15 protein-coding genes are annotated in these 16,791 nt (G+C 56.3%); 11 read left to right on the top strand and 4 right to left on the bottom strand.

Annotation, left to right across the window (positions count from 1 at the left end):
* Positions 1-17 precede the first annotated feature (17 nt).
* Positions 18-278 (bottom strand): hypothetical protein, encoded by a 261-nt coding sequence (locus O77CONTIG1_RS05360; protein ID WP_068508703.1) that lies wholly within the window; start codon positions 276-278, stop codon positions 18-20.
* Between the two features lie 171 nt (positions 279-449).
* Here O77CONTIG1_RS05360 and O77CONTIG1_RS05355 point away from each other — a divergent pair, with 171 nt between their 5' ends.
* From O77CONTIG1_RS05355 to O77CONTIG1_RS05345, 3 genes are all read left to right on the top strand, one after another.
* On the top strand, positions 450-1,220 hold the full coding sequence (locus tag O77CONTIG1_RS05355) for a DUF429 domain-containing protein (RefSeq protein WP_068508702.1): 771 nt from the start codon (positions 450-452) through the stop codon (positions 1,218-1,220).
* 373 nt (positions 1,221-1,593) lie between these two features.
* A complete protein-coding gene (bchB, locus tag O77CONTIG1_RS05350; RefSeq protein WP_068508697.1) occupies positions 1,594-3,120 on the top strand; it encodes a ferredoxin:protochlorophyllide reductase (ATP-dependent) subunit B in 1,527 nt (508 codons plus the stop codon).
* 64 nt (positions 3,121-3,184) lie between these two features.
* Positions 3,185-4,591, top strand: a complete 1,407-nt coding sequence (locus O77CONTIG1_RS05345; protein WP_156434953.1) for a hypothetical protein — start codon at positions 3,185-3,187, stop codon at positions 4,589-4,591.
* A gap of 151 nt (positions 4,592-4,742) precedes the next feature.
* On the opposite strand, the gene O77CONTIG1_RS05340 is transcribed toward O77CONTIG1_RS05345, so the two are convergent.
* On the bottom strand, positions 4,743-5,774 hold the full coding sequence (locus O77CONTIG1_RS05340; RefSeq protein ID WP_068508695.1) for a pentapeptide repeat-containing protein: 1,032 nt from the start codon (positions 5,772-5,774) through the stop codon (positions 4,743-4,745).
* A 414-nt stretch (positions 5,775-6,188) separates the two neighbouring features.
* Between O77CONTIG1_RS05340 and O77CONTIG1_RS05335 the strand changes: the two genes are divergently transcribed.
* Both O77CONTIG1_RS05335 and O77CONTIG1_RS05330 read left to right on the top strand, forming a co-directional pair.
* The gene (locus O77CONTIG1_RS05335; protein WP_068508692.1) at positions 6,189-7,775 is read left to right on the top strand and encodes a glucose-6-phosphate isomerase; all 1,587 of its coding nucleotides are present in this window, start codon (positions 6,189-6,191) and stop codon (positions 7,773-7,775) included.
* Between the two features lie 234 nt (positions 7,776-8,009).
* Positions 8,010-8,456: a dTDP-4-dehydrorhamnose 3,5-epimerase gene (locus tag O77CONTIG1_RS05330; protein ID WP_068508690.1), complete on the top strand. Its 447-nt coding sequence runs from the start codon at positions 8,010-8,012 to the stop codon at positions 8,454-8,456.
* Between the two features lie 75 nt (positions 8,457-8,531).
* On the opposite strand, the gene gloA is transcribed toward O77CONTIG1_RS05330, so the two are convergent.
* Positions 8,532-8,957: a lactoylglutathione lyase gene (gloA, locus tag O77CONTIG1_RS05325; RefSeq protein WP_068508689.1), complete on the bottom strand. Its 426-nt coding sequence runs from the start codon at positions 8,955-8,957 to the stop codon at positions 8,532-8,534.
* 174 nt (positions 8,958-9,131) lie between these two features.
* On the opposite strand from gloA, the gene gcvT reads away from it, so the two are divergent.
* From gcvT to nth, 4 genes are all read left to right on the top strand, one after another.
* Positions 9,132-10,211 carry a glycine cleavage system aminomethyltransferase GcvT gene (gcvT, locus tag O77CONTIG1_RS05320; protein ID WP_068508688.1) on the top strand — a complete coding sequence of 360 codons (1,080 nt, stop codon included), beginning with the start codon at positions 9,132-9,134 and terminating at the stop codon, positions 10,209-10,211.
* A gap of 77 nt (positions 10,212-10,288) precedes the next feature.
* Entirely contained in the window at positions 10,289-10,684 is a 396-nt protein-coding gene (gcvH, locus tag O77CONTIG1_RS05315; RefSeq protein ID WP_068508687.1) for a glycine cleavage system protein GcvH, read from the top strand.
* Between the two features lie 81 nt (positions 10,685-10,765).
* Complete coding sequence (gene rseP, locus O77CONTIG1_RS05310) at positions 10,766-11,857, top strand: RIP metalloprotease RseP (protein WP_068508686.1); 1,092 nt, start codon at positions 10,766-10,768, stop codon at positions 11,855-11,857.
* 26 nt (positions 11,858-11,883) lie between these two features.
* Positions 11,884-12,588: an endonuclease III gene (nth, locus tag O77CONTIG1_RS05305; RefSeq protein WP_068508685.1), complete on the top strand. Its 705-nt coding sequence runs from the start codon at positions 11,884-11,886 to the stop codon at positions 12,586-12,588.
* A 360-nt stretch (positions 12,589-12,948) separates the two neighbouring features.
* Here nth and O77CONTIG1_RS25995 read toward each other — a convergent pair whose 3' ends face one another.
* Positions 12,949-14,190, bottom strand: a complete 1,242-nt coding sequence (locus tag O77CONTIG1_RS25995) for a septal ring lytic transglycosylase RlpA family protein (RefSeq protein WP_068508680.1) — start codon at positions 14,188-14,190, stop codon at positions 12,949-12,951.
* A 697-nt stretch (positions 14,191-14,887) separates the two neighbouring features.
* Here O77CONTIG1_RS25995 and O77CONTIG1_RS05295 point away from each other — a divergent pair.
* Both O77CONTIG1_RS05295 and O77CONTIG1_RS25990 read left to right on the top strand, forming a co-directional pair.
* Positions 14,888-16,099, top strand: coding sequence for an ABC transporter transmembrane domain-containing protein (locus O77CONTIG1_RS05295; RefSeq protein ID WP_225894692.1), 1,212 nt, complete (start codon positions 14,888-14,890; stop codon positions 16,097-16,099).
* Entirely contained in the window at positions 16,096-16,746 is a 651-nt protein-coding gene (locus tag O77CONTIG1_RS25990; RefSeq protein ID WP_286132554.1) for an ATP-binding cassette domain-containing protein, read from the top strand. Before O77CONTIG1_RS05295 ends, O77CONTIG1_RS25990 begins: the two co-directional genes overlap by 4 nt.
* Positions 16,747-16,791: the final 45 nt, after the last annotated feature.

The following is a 16,791-nucleotide window of genomic DNA, read 5'->3' as shown; positions in this document are numbered from 1 at the left end:
CATCAGTCCCAAATGCTTCAAAAATAAAGCATTGAAGACGGTGCGACTCGGCGTGTTTGTTGAACCGGGCGGTTATCCCGCAGAATGGGCTGGAAGTAAGACATTAGCATCAGAATAATGAGCGTGATCCAAATCCAGGGAAAGTCGTTGTTGGGCGAAGGATCTTTGGGGGTTGAAAGGTCACGCTTAAAGTCGCAAGAAAGGCACTGATAGAGATTGGGGCCAGCCAGTACCACAGTCTTCTTGCCGCAGCTTGGGCACTCAACAATTTCAGCCATGAGGAGTCTCCTTAAAGTGGGGGCAGGAGCAGTCAATCATCATCTGGGAAACCAAGGCTTTCAGCTACCGATACTTACTGCCATTCAGCCTTAAGTTATGCAGCCTGGGCCATGTAAATAGATATCAGTCTGAGATATCAAAATTACGTCAATCCCTTCTAAATTCTTTCTATGAAGTTTCTTGGCATCGATTTTGGCTGGACTTCTCAGCCCAGTGGTCTTTGTTGCTTGGTGTTTCAGGACAACGCCCTGTGGCTGAAGGATCTCACCCGTCTTGCCGATATTCCCGACTTGTTGGCCTGGATCGATGCCTGCGTGTCGCCAGAAGAGCCTGCGGGGGTGGCAGTTGATGCGCCCACGCTAATTCCCAATGCCACCGGAATGCGCCTGCCCGATCGCCTGGCCCACAAGCACTTTGGGCGCTATCACGCGGGCTGCTATCCGGCCAATCTGGGACTCCCGTTTGCCCAGCGCACGGTGCAGCTTGGTCTTAGCCTGGAGGCTCGCGGCTTTGCCCATGCCCCGACGATTCAGCCCCTGGTTCCCATCCGCTTTCAAATCGAATCTTTCCCACATCCGGCCATGGTGCATTTGTTTGGGCTGTCGCGCATTTTGAAATATAAAAAGGGCACCGTTGCCGAACGTCGTGCCGAACTCGCTAAACTGCGGCATTATGTCCTGACCGTGCTGCCTGCCCTGACCCCAGCGCTGCATTTTAGGCCCGATCAAACCTTGCCCGACATTCCCACTCGCGGCGTGGATCTAAAAGCTGTAGAAGATAGGCTCGATAGCATTGTCTGCGCCTATATCGCTGCACACTGGTGGTATTGGGGCGAGGCAAGAAACTGGGTGCTGGGCGATCGCACTCAGGGCTACATTGTCGTTCCAGCACCCGCTACTGACCTGTCAAGCCATGCAGCAGAAGCCACGCCAGTAGACTAAACTCAAGCTCTATATCCAATGCCTGACGCAGGTTTAGCCAGTGGTTCTCTTCAGCAATCTCGTTGATCTTGTTGAGGCCGCAAGCGCATCCGTTTGCCCTGCGCCGGGGGGTAGGTTTCAGAGCTTGCAGGTTATGACGAAATCTCAAGAATCATTGCGGTGGGTGCGGGAGCATAGGTGGAGGACGATCGCCACAACATCGACCAGGCAAGAGATTGGGCGATCGCTCTCTGGCTAAACCCCACATTTCCGTCCGTTACAGCCTACACTCCGGGTTCCCCATCCTCTGCGACAATCAAATATCGTAAACGGAGCCAGTGCCCGCTCTACATCTGGGCTTGCTGCGTCCCCTCGTCCCCAACTCCAAACCCCTATGAAACTTGCCTACTGGATGTACGCTGGCCCAGCCCACATTGGCACATTGCGAGTGGCCAGTTCCTTCAAGAACGTCCACGCCATCATGCACGCGCCGTTGGGGGATGACTATTTCAATGTGATGCGATCGATGTTGGAACGCGAGCGAGATTTTACGCCCGTTACGGCGAGCATTGTCGATCGCAATGTGCTGGCACGCGGTTCGCAAGAAAAAGTGGTAGACAACATCACGCGCAAAGACAAAGAAGAGCACCCCGATTTGATCGTGCTAACGCCCACCTGCACGTCCAGCATTTTGCAAGAAGATTTGCAGAACTTTGTCGAGCGGGCGCAGCTCGAAGCGAAAAGCGATGTGCTGCTGGCGGACGTGAATCATTACCGCGTGAATGAACTGCAAGCGGGCGATCGCACGCTGCATCAAATTGTGCAGTTTTACATCGAAAAGGCACGCAAAAAAGATGATTTGCGGACGAACAAAACCGCAGCGCCGTCCGTCAATATCATTGGCATTTCTACGCTGGGATTTCACAATCAGCACGACTGTCGCGAACTGAAAAAACTGATGGGCGACCTGGGCATTCAGGTCAACGCGGTCATTCCTGAAGGCGCATCAGTGCATGAGCTAAAGAACCTGCCCCGCGCTTGGTTTAACCTGGTTCCCTACCGCGAACTGGGGCGAATGACGGCTGAGTATTTGCAGGCTGAATTTGAAATGCCCTTTGTAGACATTACGCCGATGGGTGTGGTGGAAACAGCCCGCTGTATTCGCGCAATTCAAACCATTTTGAACCAGCAGGGCGCAAACGTAGACTATGAATCGTTTATTCAAGACCAGACGCTGTTTGTCTCGCAGGCTGCCTGGTTTTCGCGCTCGATTGACTGTCAAAACCTGACGGGTAAAAAGGCGGTCGTGTTTGGCGACAACACTCACGCAGCAGCGATTACCAAGATCCTGGCGCGGGAAATGGGCGTTCGCGTGGTGCTGGCGGGAACCTATTGCAAATACGATGCGGAATGGTTTCGTGAACAGGTGCGCGACTACTGCGATGAGGTTTTGATCAGCGATGACAATGGTGCAATTGGCGATGCGATCGCCCGGTTGGAACCCGCTGCCATCTTTGGCACGCAAATGGAACGCCACGTCGGCAAGCGGTTGGATATTCCCTGTGGGGTGATTGCCGCGCCGATCCACATTCAGAATTTCCCCATCGGCTATAAGCCGTTTATGGGCTACGAAGGGACGAATCAGATCGCGGATTTGATTTACAACTCCTTCACGCTGGGCATGGAAGATCACCTGCTGGAAATCTTTGGCGGGCACGATACCAAAGAGGTCATTACGAAGGGTGTTTCGGCGGATTCTGATCTGGCGTGGAGCAAGGATGGTCTAGCAGAACTGAACCGCATTCCCGGCTTTGTGCGCGGCAAGGTGAAGCGCAACACCGAAAAATTTGCCCGCGATCGCGGTATTGAAACCATCACCGCCGAAGTCCTCTACGCGGCCAAAGAAGCCGTCGGCGCATAGGGCGGGATCGCAGAAATGCAGGTTTGCTAAGATTTGCAGGGACAGCGATGTGCCTGATGTTTCGATGGTTTTCTTCTCAGTAAATTCCAGCAGTTTAGCGAACCGTTTAACGCATGGGCGATCGCCCGACCCGTCCCAGACAGCCGTTCAGCCTGTTGCTTTGGCGTTTTGGGCTGGGCGAGTGCTGGCCTTGGGGGTGCTGCTCAGTGTCGGCATGGCTACGGCTGCCCTTGCTGGAACCCGCCAGCCGCAGGCTACCGCCGCTGCACGTCAGGCATTCCGCCAAGAACAGCAGGACAAAATTCGTCCAGAACACTACGACTTGGCGCGATATCCCCTGACGGAGGAGATGGTCGGTCACTGGCGCGGGCTGCTGTGGGCGACGGCAATCGTGGAACCTGCTGACCAATCGATTGATACGTCTATCGCACAACTGCTGGAGTTTGCCTATTCGCCCAATGGGGAAGGGTTCTCGTCGGCACAGCGGTCGGTGGTGGAAATGGCGCTTCAGGTGGGGACGCAGCTCTTACTCAGCAACACTCCGTCTCCGCAAATTGCAGCACCGTTTCAGCAAGTCCTGGAGCGCAGCGAGAACCCCCGCTGGGTGGCGATCGCCCTCTCGGCTCTGGCGCAGGCTACAGACCATGCGGCAGATCGTCGGCAGTGGGGCGATCGCGTCCGTCAGCGCTTTCCAAACTGGCGACAGGAGCCAATTCTAGAAACCACCCTGCGCGACGTAGCGGAGCTAGATTCACCGTCCACTCTGCCGCCGCTGCAAGATTTGCTGGACTGGCAAATCGCGCCTGACCAGATGCACGCCTATGTCTTGTGTCCGGGCGATCGCACTGCCCTCTGTCGGCTGATGGTCAAAGACCGCAGCGGCGCGTTTGTGCCCCAGACAGACGGATCGCCTTGGTCAGTGCCTCTGCGGCGGCGATCGCTCCACGGGCTGCGCTGGAACCTGACGCGGGGCGACACGCCCCAGGGTATTTACCGCATCGAAGGTGTGCGATCGCCCAGCGCCGACACCTTCCGCGCCTACGGGCAGTTTCCCCGTGTGAATCTATACGTGCCCCACGAAGCAGGCGTGCGAGAATTCCTGCCGGGGCAACCGGGAACCGTGGGGGCGATCGCCCAATATCGCGCCCTGCTGCCACCGTCCTGGCGCAGCTATTTCCCGATTTACCAAAGCTATTGGGCCGGACGCATCGGCCGGGGACTCTTTCGCATCCACGGCTCCGGCGAAGACCCCGCCTTTTTTGCCAACAGCGCCCGCTTCCCCCACAGCTACGGCTGGAGTCCTGCCATCGGCTGCCTGTCTGCCTTGGAACAATACGACGAATCCGGCAACCTGCAACAGGCCGATATGCCTGCTATTCTACAAGTCCTGACCCAGGCGAGTGGCGCAGTGTCTGCGTCGGAGATAGCGGGCTATCTGGTGGTGGTGGAGGGTGATGGGGTGTTGGAGTGATGGAGTGATGGGAGAGAGAACGGGATGATGAGATTAGTGGATGAGGAGATGATGAGATGAGGAGAATCTTGCTGAGCATTTCCCATCATCCCTTTATCTCCTCATCCCCTCATCAACATCAACAACTCCTCCCCAACACCCCAACACTCCATCACCCATGAACCTCCCCATCTGGCATAATCGCCCCACTCAGGTATGCTCCCGTCATCTTCACCATAATCCTGTCCTTCACGCCCATGCGGGCCCCGCGCAGGTTTGCCCCCCGCAGGTCTGCACCGCTAAGGTCTGCGCCGATCAGGTTTGCATCTTGCAGGTTGGCGTTGCTGAGGTCGGCTTCTAGCAGGTTGGCGCGAAACAGGTTGGCCCGCTGGAGGTTGGCGCTGCTAAGGTTGATGCGATGCAAAAACGTGTCGCTAAGGTTTGCGTCTTGCAGGTTGGCGTTGCTGAGGTTTCGCCCAGAGAGATCTTTTTCGCGCAGGTCATGGCCGCTGAGGTCGGTGCCGCTGAGGTCAGGATCTTGGCGACGGGGGGGACGCGGCGGCTCTTTGGGAGGTGGAGTGGCGTGGGCTTCGGTGGGGCGATCGCTGCTGCCGTTGGGGGCGTGGGCGCTGCTGGGTCTGGCGCTGGTGTGCCAGTCGGGATTATAGGCAGAGTATGGCGGCGGCGGCGAGGTCTGTCTGTTGGCGCTGGAACTGGAATAGGTCGAACCGGAATAGGTCGAGCCGGAATGGGTTGAGCCGGAATAACTTGAATGGCTGGAACTTGAATGATTGGAGCCAGCTTGTCCCGCGCTAGAATAGCCCGCGCCGCGATAGGAGGAACTGGGGTCGGAAGCGCCTTTGTAGGTGGAGCCTTGGGCATAGCCAGGGCGGGCGGGTGGGCGATAGCGGGCGCGAGAATAGGACGGGCGAGATGGCTCTGGGCGGGGGCTGGCGGGTTGGGCAGCCGCGCTGGCAGGGGTAGCAGACCCGGCGTTGGATTTTAGAAACGTGCGGAGGCGATCGCGTGCCTGGTTAATTTCCTTAATCTTTTCCTGCGCCTTCTGATGCAGTCGCTCGTTGTCGGTCGGAATTCGATCGGGATGCCACACAAACACCAAATCCTTGTAAGCCTGGTTCACCTCTTCGAGGGACGCGCCAGGCTCCAAATCTAGGACTCTGTAGTAGTGTTCGAGGTCTTTCATCTAGAACACCATATCATTTCCCAGCGGCGTGGGGATGGCGGCAATCCTCTCTGCACCATAGTCTGCACTATAGTCTGCACTATAGTCTGCACCATAGTCTGCACCATAGTCTGCACCATAGATTGATCATTGACAGATGCCCCTGAACCAAGGGTCGTCTGTGCCATGCCCCAAATGGCTGTCTCAGTTGCAGTAAGGTGGGTTGAGCCGTTCGTCGGGATGATTTGGGTAGGGGCGATCGCCCCTGGTCTTCTTCCAGCAAAGGTACGGCAACGCTAAGCGAGTCCAGACAAAAACTCAGCCGAGCTACGGGAAATCTAAATAATTGAATAATTGACGTGTCCAAAGCTTCATCCGTCCTTCAAAGCTGGCCGCTAAACTGTGGGGTGATGAATGCAAAGGGTAAAAGCAACTATGGATGCCACTGCACTCTGGCAACGCTATCAAGACTGGCTTTACTTCCATGAAGGGCTGGGTCTTTATCTCGATATTAGCCGGATGCGCTTTACGGATGACTTTGTGGAGCGCATGAAACCCAAGTTTGAGAAGGCGTTTAAGGACATGGCGGCGCTGGAAGCAGGGGCGATCGCCAACCCTGATGAAAACCGCATGGTCGGCCACTACTGGCTGCGAAACCCCGACCTCTCGCCCAGTCCAGAGATCAAAGCCGAAATCGTGGATACCCTGGCCAGCATCAAAGCATTTGCCGCCAAAATTCATGCGGGCGAAATCCGTCCACCCCAGGCAACGAAATTCACCGACCTGCTATCGGTCGGCATTGGTGGCTCCGCCCTTGGCCCGCAGTTTGTCGCCGAAGCGCTCGCCCCAGAACCCGCGCCGCTCAAAATTCACTTCATTGACAACACTGACCCCGCAGGCATGGATCGCGTGTTAAATCGGCTCAAAGACCGACTAAACAGCACGCTTGTGGTGATTACCAGCAAATCCGGTGGCACGCCCGAAACCCGCAACGGCATGTTGGAAGTTAAGCAGTTTTATGAAAAGCACGGGCTAAACTTTGGGCAACACGCCGTCGCCGTCACCATGCCCGGTAGCAAAATGGACGGCGTGGCAAAGTCCGAGGGCTGGCTGGCCACGTTCCCCATGCAAGACTGGGTGGGCGGTCGCACCTCCGAACTCTCCAGCGTGGGCTTGCTGCCTGCGGCGCTGCAAGGTATTGATATTCAGGGAATGCTGGACGGCGCAAAGGAAATGGACGAAGCCACCCGCGTCCCCGATCTTCGCAACAATCCCGCCGCCCTCCTAGCGCTGTGCTGGTATTACGCAGGCAACGGCAAGGGCGAAAAAGACATGGTGATGCTGCCCTACAAAGACAGCCTGCTGCTGTTTTCGCGCTATTTGCAGCAGCTGGTGATGGAGTCGCTGGGCAAAGAAACCGATCTCGACGGCAACAAGGTCTATCAGGGCATTGCGGTCTATGGCAACAAGGGGTCTACTGACCAACACGCCTACGTGCAGCAACTCCGCGAGGGCGTGCCCAATTTCTTTGTCACGTTTATCGAGGTGCTGGGCGATCGCCAGGGCGACTCGATCGAAGTGGAACCTGGCGCCACCAGCGGCGATTTTCTGTCGGGGCTGCTGCAAGGCACTCGTCAGGCGCTCTACGAAAACCAGCGCGACTCGATCACAGTGACGGTTCCCCAGGTCACGCCGCGTATCGTCGGTGCACTGATCGCGCTATACGAACGGGCCGTTAGCCTCTACGCTTCGTTGGTGAATATCAACGCCTACCACCAGCCTGGTGTAGAAGCGGGCAAAAAGGCAGCAGCCTCGGTGCTGGAGTTGCAGCGGCAGATCGTCGCCACCCTCAAGGCGACGGGGCAGCCCCTCTCGCTGGCAGAACTAGCAGACAAGATTGGCGCGTCTGACCAAGTGGAAACGGTTTATCTCATCGTTCGTCATCTCAGCGCCAACGGTCGCGGCATTACGCTGTCTGGGGATCTGGGCCAGCCCGGCAGCCTGACGGTTTCTGGCCGCTAATTGGGTTTACGGGTTGAGTCTCTGGCGCAACAGGTGCGAAAAATCAACCCGTTTGGCGGGGGTGGGAGTTTAGCGCTCTGCCCCCGCCCCTGTATCATCACGCCTTGTAAAAAAGAAGAAACTTCTCTATCACGAAACGTACCGATTTTGCCATTTCAGTAACAATCTTTTTATAGTGGATGTATAGGCTAAAACTGTACGCTCACAGATTACGCTCACAGATGAGGTGCTGATATGGGTCTGAAAGGTCGTGTTGAAATTCGCCCGTTGACCTCGATCAAGGGCGGCATGGCTGAGTTTTATACCCCCCAGTCTAGCCATGAAACGATGCTGGTCAGTATTCCACCAGGCATGATTGACGATTTGTTTGTTCACCATTTCCAAACTGACCAGCTTCTTGTAGTGCGCGGCAGTTTTGTGCTGGTAGTGCTGCAAAATCGCGAGTATCAATATATTCCCCTGAGCGATCGCCATCCCACCGTGGTCACCATTCCCCCCGGCATTCCCCACGCCGCGATTCATCTGGGTTCCGAGCCGTGCTTCTTGGTGAACGCGGTGCTGCGCCACGGCGATGCCCATCCCAAAGACTATCGCCCAATGAAACCGCCGATGCCGTTTGATTTTGTGACGGCTCGCGCTGCGCTAGCGGAGTTGGAATATCCGATTGGGATTGCAAGCTAGGGATTCAGGCTTCTGCAAGGGGGCAGGAGGCCGGCTGAGCGACAGATGCACAGCGGCCTCCTGCCCCTCTTTTCGCTATGCGGTTGCGGCCGTTTCCTGCTTTTGTGCCGATCCCTGGGTGCCCAGTTGAATCAGTTCCACCTTATAGCCGTCGGGATCCTCCACAAAAGCAATCACCGTCGAGCCATGCTTCATTGGGCCAGGTTCTCGCGTCACCTTGCCGCCCAGTTCTCGAATGCGATCGCACGTCTTGTAAATATCTTCCACGCCCAGCGCAATGTGGCCATAGCCATTGCCCAAGTCATACTTATCAGTGCCCCAGTTGTAGGTCAATTCCAGCACGGTGTGATCTGCCTCGTCGCCATAGCCCACAAACGCCAGCGTGAACTCGCCACCGGGATAATCTTTCTGGCGCAGCAGCTTCATTCCCAGCACGTTGCAATAAAACGCCAGCGACTTTTCCAGGTTGCCTACGCGCAACATCGTATGCAGCATTCTCATAGCGTTCGCCTCTCGTGTCTCCGTTGCTGTGTTCCCTTTTATTCTAGGGCAGGGCTTTGAAGTGACAGGGCATGGGGGAAGAGGGACTTCCTGCTGATCCCATCCCACCTTGCTCCGCCTTCCAACTCGGGCTACAGTCAGCTAATACTTAGCCCATTTCAAGTAAGTTCTCCTATGACTGACGCGCTCCGCAGAACGCCGCTGTATGATTTGGCGATCGCCCAAAAAGCCCGCATGACCCCGTTTTCGGGCTGGGAGATGCCTGTGCAATTTAGCGGCATTACGCAAGAGCATCAGGCGGTGCGGCAGAGCGTCGGCGTGTTCGACATTTCCCACATGGGCAAGTTTGTGCTGCGTGGTGAGGCAATCTTGACCCAGCTTCAGCGGCTAGTGCCCACGGATCTGGGCAGGCTGCAACCGGGCATGGCGCAATACACCGTGCTGCTGAATCCGCAGGGCGGCATTGTAGATGACTTCATTATCTATGCCCAGGGGCCAGACCGGGCAGACCTGATTGTGAACGCGGCGACGACTGAGAAAGACAAGGCATGGCTCTTGGAGCATCTCCCAGGGGTGGAATTGGAAGATGTATCGGGCGATCGCGCTTTACTGGCCATCCAGGGGCCCGATGCCGTTGCCACCCTGCAAAAGTTTGTCGAAGAAGACTTGTCTAATGTGTCGAAATTCGGGCATCTCGAAGGTCATGTTTTAGGAAAACCAGGCTTTTTGGCACGGACGGGCTATACGGGCGAAGATGGCTTTGAGGTGATGGTGGAGCCAGAAACAGGACGCGAATTGTGGCGATCGCTCCTAGACGCGGGCGTAGTGCCCTGCGGACTGGGGGCCCGCGACACACTGCGTCTAGAGGCGGCAATGGCGCTCTACGGACAGGACATCGACGACACCACCACGCCGCTCGAAGCTGGCCTCGGCTGGCTGGTGCATCTCGACAAAGTGCCGGATTTCATCGGGCGCGACGTGCTGATGCGGCAAAAGCAAGACGGCGTTTCCCGCAGGCTCGTCGGCTTGCAGCTCACAGGCCGCAACATCGCCCGCCACGACTATCCCGTGCTGCACAGCGGCGAACCTATTGGCAAAGTCACCAGCGGCACGCTCTCGCCCACGCTTGGTTATCCAGTCGCCATGGCCTATGTCCTCACCGATCTTGCAAAAGTCGGCCAAATCCTAGAAGTCGAAATTCGCAGCAAAAGCTATCCCGCTACCATCGTCAAGCGTCCCTTTTATAAGCGCTAAGCCACGTTAGAAATCAGGCCGACCATCGGCAAAAATTACGGTAATCTTTTCCTGTACGCCTCATTGCGCCCCAACCTATGAGCCTGGAATATCCCGAAGATCTGAAATACACAGATTCTCACGAGTACATCCGCCTGGATGGAGACACCGCCACAATAGGCATCACAGCCTTTGCCGTTGACCAGCTTGGCGACATCGTGTTTTTAGAACTGCCCGAAGTTGGCGATGCGCTAGAAAAGGGCGAAACCTTTGGCACGGTGGAATCGGTTAAGGCCGTCGAAGACCTGAAAGCGCCCCTCTCTGGCAAGGTGATCGAGCGCAACGACCCCCTGCTCGACGCGCCAGAGCAGCTTGCCGACGACCCCTACGGTACGGCCTGGCTGCTCAAAGTGGAGGTCAGCGATGGAGCCGAGTTAGACGATGCGCTGTCGATGGAAGAGTATGTGGCGCTGGTGGAGGGAGAGGAGGGGTAACCCATCAATCCGGGAATCCCTTTAGAATGGACAAATATGCGTTATGGATACGCATCGTAAAGTAGTAACTCAGGCTTGCTTATGTCGGTTTTGGCGGCGATCGCAGTTCTTGCACTCCTGATCTTTGTTCACGAGCTGGGGCACTTCCTGGCGGCGCGACTCCAGGGGATTCATGTCAATCGGTTCTCTCTGGGCTTTGGGCCGATCCTGTGGAAGTATCAGGGCCCCGAAACGGAGTATGCGATTCGCGCCATTCCGCTGGGCGGCTTCGTGGGTTTTCCAGACGACGACCCAGACAGCGACATTCTGCCCAACGACCCCAACCTGATGCGGAATCGTGGCGTACTCGATCGGGCGATCGTCATCAGCGCTGGGGTGATTGCTAATCTGCTGTTTGCTTATCTGGTGTTTGTGACTCAGGTGGCGATCGTCGGCGTGCCGCAGGCATTTAATTACGAACCGGGGGTGATGATTCCCCAGGTAGTGTCGGCCGATTCGCCGGCCGCGCTAGCGGGTGTGCAGGATGGCGACATTGTGCTGGCGGTCAATGGGCAAAGCCTGGGCGAAGGCGAAGCCGCTCAGAAAGCGCTGATGGAAGCTATTACTACAAGTCCAAATCGCCCCATTAATCTGACCGTTCAGCGTAATTCGGGTCAGGTCAATCTCAGCGTTACGCCAAAGCCAGATGCCGAAGGCGTGGGCAAGATCGGCGTGGTGTTGAATCCGAATGGCAAGGTCGAGTTTCGTCGTCCAAACGGACTCTTTGAGGTGTTCAGCCTTGCCGCCAGAGAGTTTCAGGATATGTTCTCGCGGACGGTTCAGGGCTTTGTCTCGCTAATTACGAACTTTTCGTCGGTGTCGGGGCAGGTAGCTGGCCCGGTCAAGATTGTGGAGCAGGGCGCAAGCCTCGCGGCAAACGACTGGATCAACCTCTTTCCTTTCACCGCCATCATCAGTATCAACCTGGCAATTATCAACATCCTGCCGCTGCCTGCGCTGGATGGTGGTCAGTTGGCATTTCTGCTAATCGAGGCACTACGCGGCAAGCCACTGCCCACTCGCTTCCAGGAAAGCGTGATGCAAACGGGCCTGATGCTGCTGCTGGGGCTGGGCGTGTTCTTGATTGTGCGCGACACTACCCAACTGTCCTTTTTCAGAAATTTGCTTCAATAATTTGCTCCAATCAAGGAAGAAGGCGTGTGCCAAGACGGGCGGGGAAGAAACAGCGATCGCTGGAGATTTTGTTGCGTCTGAAGCGGTTGTATCCGGATGCAACCTGTTCACTGGATTATGAAACGCCCGTGCAACTGCTCGTGGCAACGATTTTGTCGGCGCAGTGTACCGATGAGCGAGTGAATAAAGTAACACCGGAGCTATTTCGCCGCTTCCCGGATGCAGCGTCTATGGCTAGCGCTGATCTGGCAGAAATCGAAAATCTGGTGCGCTCGACGGGGTTCTATCGCAACAAAGCGAAAAATATCCAGGCAGCCTGCCGCAAAATCATGACGGACTTTGGGGGGCAGGTGCCGCAGACGATGGAAGAACTGCTGACGCTGCCCGGTGTGGCCCGCAAGACGGGGAACGTGGTGCTGGCTCACGCTTTTGGCATCAATGCGGGCGTGACGGTGGATACGCACGTCAAGCGGCTGACCAACCGCCTGGGCCTGACCACGCACACTGACCCCGTGCGGATTGAGCGCGACCTGATGAAGCTACTGCCCCAGCCGGATTGGGAAAACTGGTCGATTCGCCTGATTTATCACGGGCGGGCGGTGTGCAATGCGCGAAATCCAGCGTGCGATCGCTGCCAGTTGGCCGATCTCTGCCCCTCCGCCGACCCGACAAAAGTCGCGCTGGTGACAACGTTTGCACCTATACAGGAACCTGCCATCCTCGAACCTTGATTTTGGGGCTTTAGCCCAGGCTAAAGTCAAACAAAAAGCTGGGAGTTCATTGGTGAATCGCTCCCAGCTTTATTTGAGTTAGGTCAATTCAGCTTGCTTGGGCAGACTCATAAATGGGGGTCGAACTCTACCCGCAAGCATGACTGAGATCTGCAAGTTTGGTTTTGGCAGCAACATCTAGCCGATGCGTTCCACAGCCGTGTTGTTGACACTGGGACAGTTCTGATTGCGAGATAATCGCTTCAGCGACAGTCCGTTGCTTCAAACATGCGTACCAAAAGGGGCTTTCCAAACTGCGCTTATTGATATAGACGCTAGCAAAACATAGACGCTAGCAAAGCAGGGCTACATCCTCTGGTGTTAGCGCGATGCCGTTTGGCTGCGACCGATAACCTCCAGACTGACAGGTGCGATGCCGCTACCGATCATGCCGATGGCGCGGGCAGCCCCCGCCGATAGGTCAATCACTCGACCCCGTGAGAATGGGCCCCGATCGTTGATGCGAACCACCACCGATTGTCCGGTGTTGAGGTTGGTCACGCGCACCTGGGTTCCAAAGGGCAGATAGCGATGGGCAGCGGTCATGGCGTTTTGGTTAAACACTTCACCGCTGGCGCTGCGGTTGCCGTGGAATCCGGGGCCGTACCAGGATGCAATCCCTGATGCAACTCTCGTACTGCCTGCTCGGTTCGCAGGAGACACCGACACTCGGACCGCAGGACGGGGACGATCTTGGATATCTTGCAGCGGTGGGGCGCTTCCCAACAAGCGACGAAGACGATTGGTGGCTTGCAGCGCGTCTTCGGCTGGGTTGCGCGTGGTGTCCGGCAAGATGATGTCGGCGTTCATCTCGATTAGCTCTTCACTGCCAACCTGGATGACGTAGCGCTCACGCTGAGCATCCCAGCGGACGGTAATCGTTTCGGCGCTGGTGCCATCTCGGTGGATCTGGCGCAATCGAGCCGCGATCGCCCCAGCTCGCTGCATCGGATCAGCAGAAGATTCCGCAGTTTCACCGGGACTTGACTCTGGCTGTCCAGGCACTACCGCAGACGCATCTACTTCGGGCGGCGTTGGTCGCTTGACCGTTTCCGATTCGTCATCGGCTGCGGCAAGCTCACCTGTGCCACCAGGGGCGATCGTTGCAGGAGCAGACGGAGGATCTGGCTGGGTGACGGCACCCAAAAACGTGAAGACAGGGATGCTCTGAATACGGAGCGTGGCTGATGAGCGGTTGTTCACCTCATGCGGAATGATGGTGACCGTCAGGTCTTCAGCGATATCTGTTTCTTCCTGGTCTTGATACTCGCCCACCTTGCGGACTTCGCCAAGGGCGGCAGCAATCCGATTGGTCGGCAGGGTTTCCGAAATGGCTCCCGACGGGACTGTATCTGTTTCCGAGGCTTGACCTGCGGATGCTGACAGTGGTGCAGGTAAACCTGGCTCGGTCGAGGCATCCAGAGAGGGAACCTTTGCTTGGGGAACCTCGTCACCCTCGCTAGCAGAGTCTGTCTGTACGTCTGCAAATGCAGCCGAGACAGGCGCTAGAGCGGTAAGCAGGAAGGCGGCAGTCGTGAGGCCGCTCCAAAGTTTCTGAGACATACACTCCATAGTGAAGGACATGGTGAGCCGAGACCCTGAACCAGCTTTAGGATGGCGATCGCCGCAAAAATACTCTGACGGCCGTCCATCACGCCAAGCACACTAAACATGGACGCATTGACCAGTAGTAAGCCAGCGCCGTATCGGGTTCAATCGGAGCAGACCGTCCGCGAAGCACCTCAAAAGATCTGCACCAGGCAGAAAATCTTTGAATCGCCTAACGGATGACTGCTCAACTCGTACTCATTTCGTGTTCAACTTATGGCTGTGGAACTGACTTAGCCTAGCATAGGAAATTTTGCCTGGGGATCAGGGTTCCCCAACATGCCTAGAAAACTTTACACAAGCTTAATACGGATTTGTCAGGTAAATCCTTCTCCCCAAGCGTATTTGAGGTTTTTCTTCCGCAAACTTACTTCACGGAAACTTTATATAATTTTTGTTTTTCTTAGACTTTTCTCCCGTCAATTTCAGCCTTTCAGTTTTCGGCCTTCCCAACCTCAGCCTTGTTCCGTTGAACCGAGCAATCCAAACTTGCAGTGTCTCTAAGGCAATCTGTGGGGTAATGCGAAGCGCAGTGAAGGGGAAGAGAGGATTTTTGCGTTCAGTCCGTTGTCCTCTAGCTGTACCTGATGCCACTTTATTCGATATCAAAAGACTAAAGCTATCATGTTATGGTATCACATTCATGGGTGTTATGTCAAAACGTACCAAGTTCCTCTCCCGCAACCCCGAAAAACCTTCTCCGCGCGATCGCTTTTGGGCCGTCCTGGCAAACACGCCCCGCCTCGTCCACCTCGTCTGGCAAGCGGCACCCCGGTTGCTACTGCTGCAACTGGGGATCACGCTGAGCAACGCCCTCATTCCCGTCGCCCAGCTCTATATCAGCAAGCTCATCGTCGATCAGGTGGTCTTGGAGCTATCGCAGCCCGGAGTCGATTGGACGGTTTTAGGTCGCTTGGTCGGGTTGGGGCTGGGCATTACGCTGGCGCAAGTTGGTTTTAATCAAGCTGAGACCTACACCACCCAGGTTTTGAATGACCGCTTCACGCTGTATGCCAACCAAATCTTGCTAAAACAGGCAATTCGGCTCGATCTGGCCCACTACGAACTGCCAGAGTTTTATGACACGCTGAACCGCGCCCAGCAGAGCGGCAGTGCCTACCCCGTGCGGGTATTTGAAACGCTGATTGACCTGGCGGGTCAAGCCATTACCTTTACGGGCCTGCTGTCGCTGCTGGTGGCGTTTAATCCGCTGCTGCTGGGGCTGCTGCTGCTAACCTCGATGCCCGCGCTTTGGGTCGGCATTCGCTTTTCGGGGGTGCGCTTTTGGCTGAAACGCCGCCAGACCCAGAGCGGCCGTCTGGCGGACTATTTGCAGCAGGTGTTGACCACGCAGGAATTTGTCAAAGAGGTGCGCCTGTTTAACCTGGGCGATTATCTGCTGCGTCAGTGGCAAGACATTCGCCTCCAGTTCAACCGGGAAATGGCCGAAGTGCTGGCGCGAAATGCGTGGCTCCGCGTCGGCGTAGGGCTGATTGCAAATTTGGGCTTTTACGCCGCCTACGCCTGGGTCATTGTGCGGACGGTTCAGGGGGCGATTTCTCTGGGCGATTTGACTATGTATTCTGGCGCGTTTCAGCAGGCGCAGGGCTTGATCCAGGGCATCTTGTTTCAGATCGCATTGATTTATGAATTTAATCTATATGTGTCCCAGTATTTTGAATTTCTGAACCTAAAACCTGAGGTTGTGAGTCCATCGCAACCGATCGCCTTCCCTAATCCGATGCGGCGGGGGCTGGAACTGCGGGAGGTCAGCTTTCGCTATCCCGGCGCGAGTGAACCCACGCTGCACCATATCAACCTGACGGTGAAACCGGGGGGAGAGTATTGCGCTGGTGGGGGATGAATGGCGCGGGTAAAACAACGCTGCTGAAGCTGCTGACCCGCTTTTATGATGTGGAGTCAGGAGAAATCACGATTGATGGCATTCCGCTGACTGCCTTCGACCTGGAAGATTTGCGGCGCAATGTGGGCGTAGTGTTTCAGGATTTTTCACGCTATCACCTAAGCGTGCAAGACAATATCGGCTTTGGCGACCTGCGCCACCGCGATGACCTGACGCAGATCGAACGAGCGGCCCAAAACGCAGGCGCGACTGGGGTAATCGCCACCCTCGACCGGGGCTATGAAACGATTTTGGGTAAAACTTTTTCTGACAGTGCGGAGCTTTCGGGCGGGCAGTGGCAAAAGCTGGGGCTGGCGCGAGCGTTTATGACTCCTGCCCAAGTGCTGATTCTGGACGAGCCGACGGCGGCGCTGGATGCGATCGCCGAATACGATCTCTTCCAGCGTTTCCGACAGCTCACGCAGGACAAAATGACCTTCCTGGTCAGTCATCGCTTTTCTACCGTTCGCATGGCCGATCGCATCGTGGTGCTGGAGCATGGGCAAATCGCGGAACTGGGCAGCCATGAGGAGCTAATAGCGCTCGGCGGGAAATATGCTGAGATGTTTCGGCTGCAAGCGTCGAGCTACGCGGGCGTTGGGGAGTGATGTCTCTGATCTCGGACCCCTCCTGATCCCTGATCCCTGACTCCC

Origin of the sequence: Leptolyngbya sp. O-77, assembly GCF_001548395.1 — a bacterium.
Classification (GTDB): Bacteria; Cyanobacteriota; Cyanobacteriia; order Elainellales; family Elainellaceae; genus Thermoleptolyngbya.
Note: the sequence above shows the minus strand (reverse complement) of the source record. Positions and strands in the feature narration are given on the sequence as shown.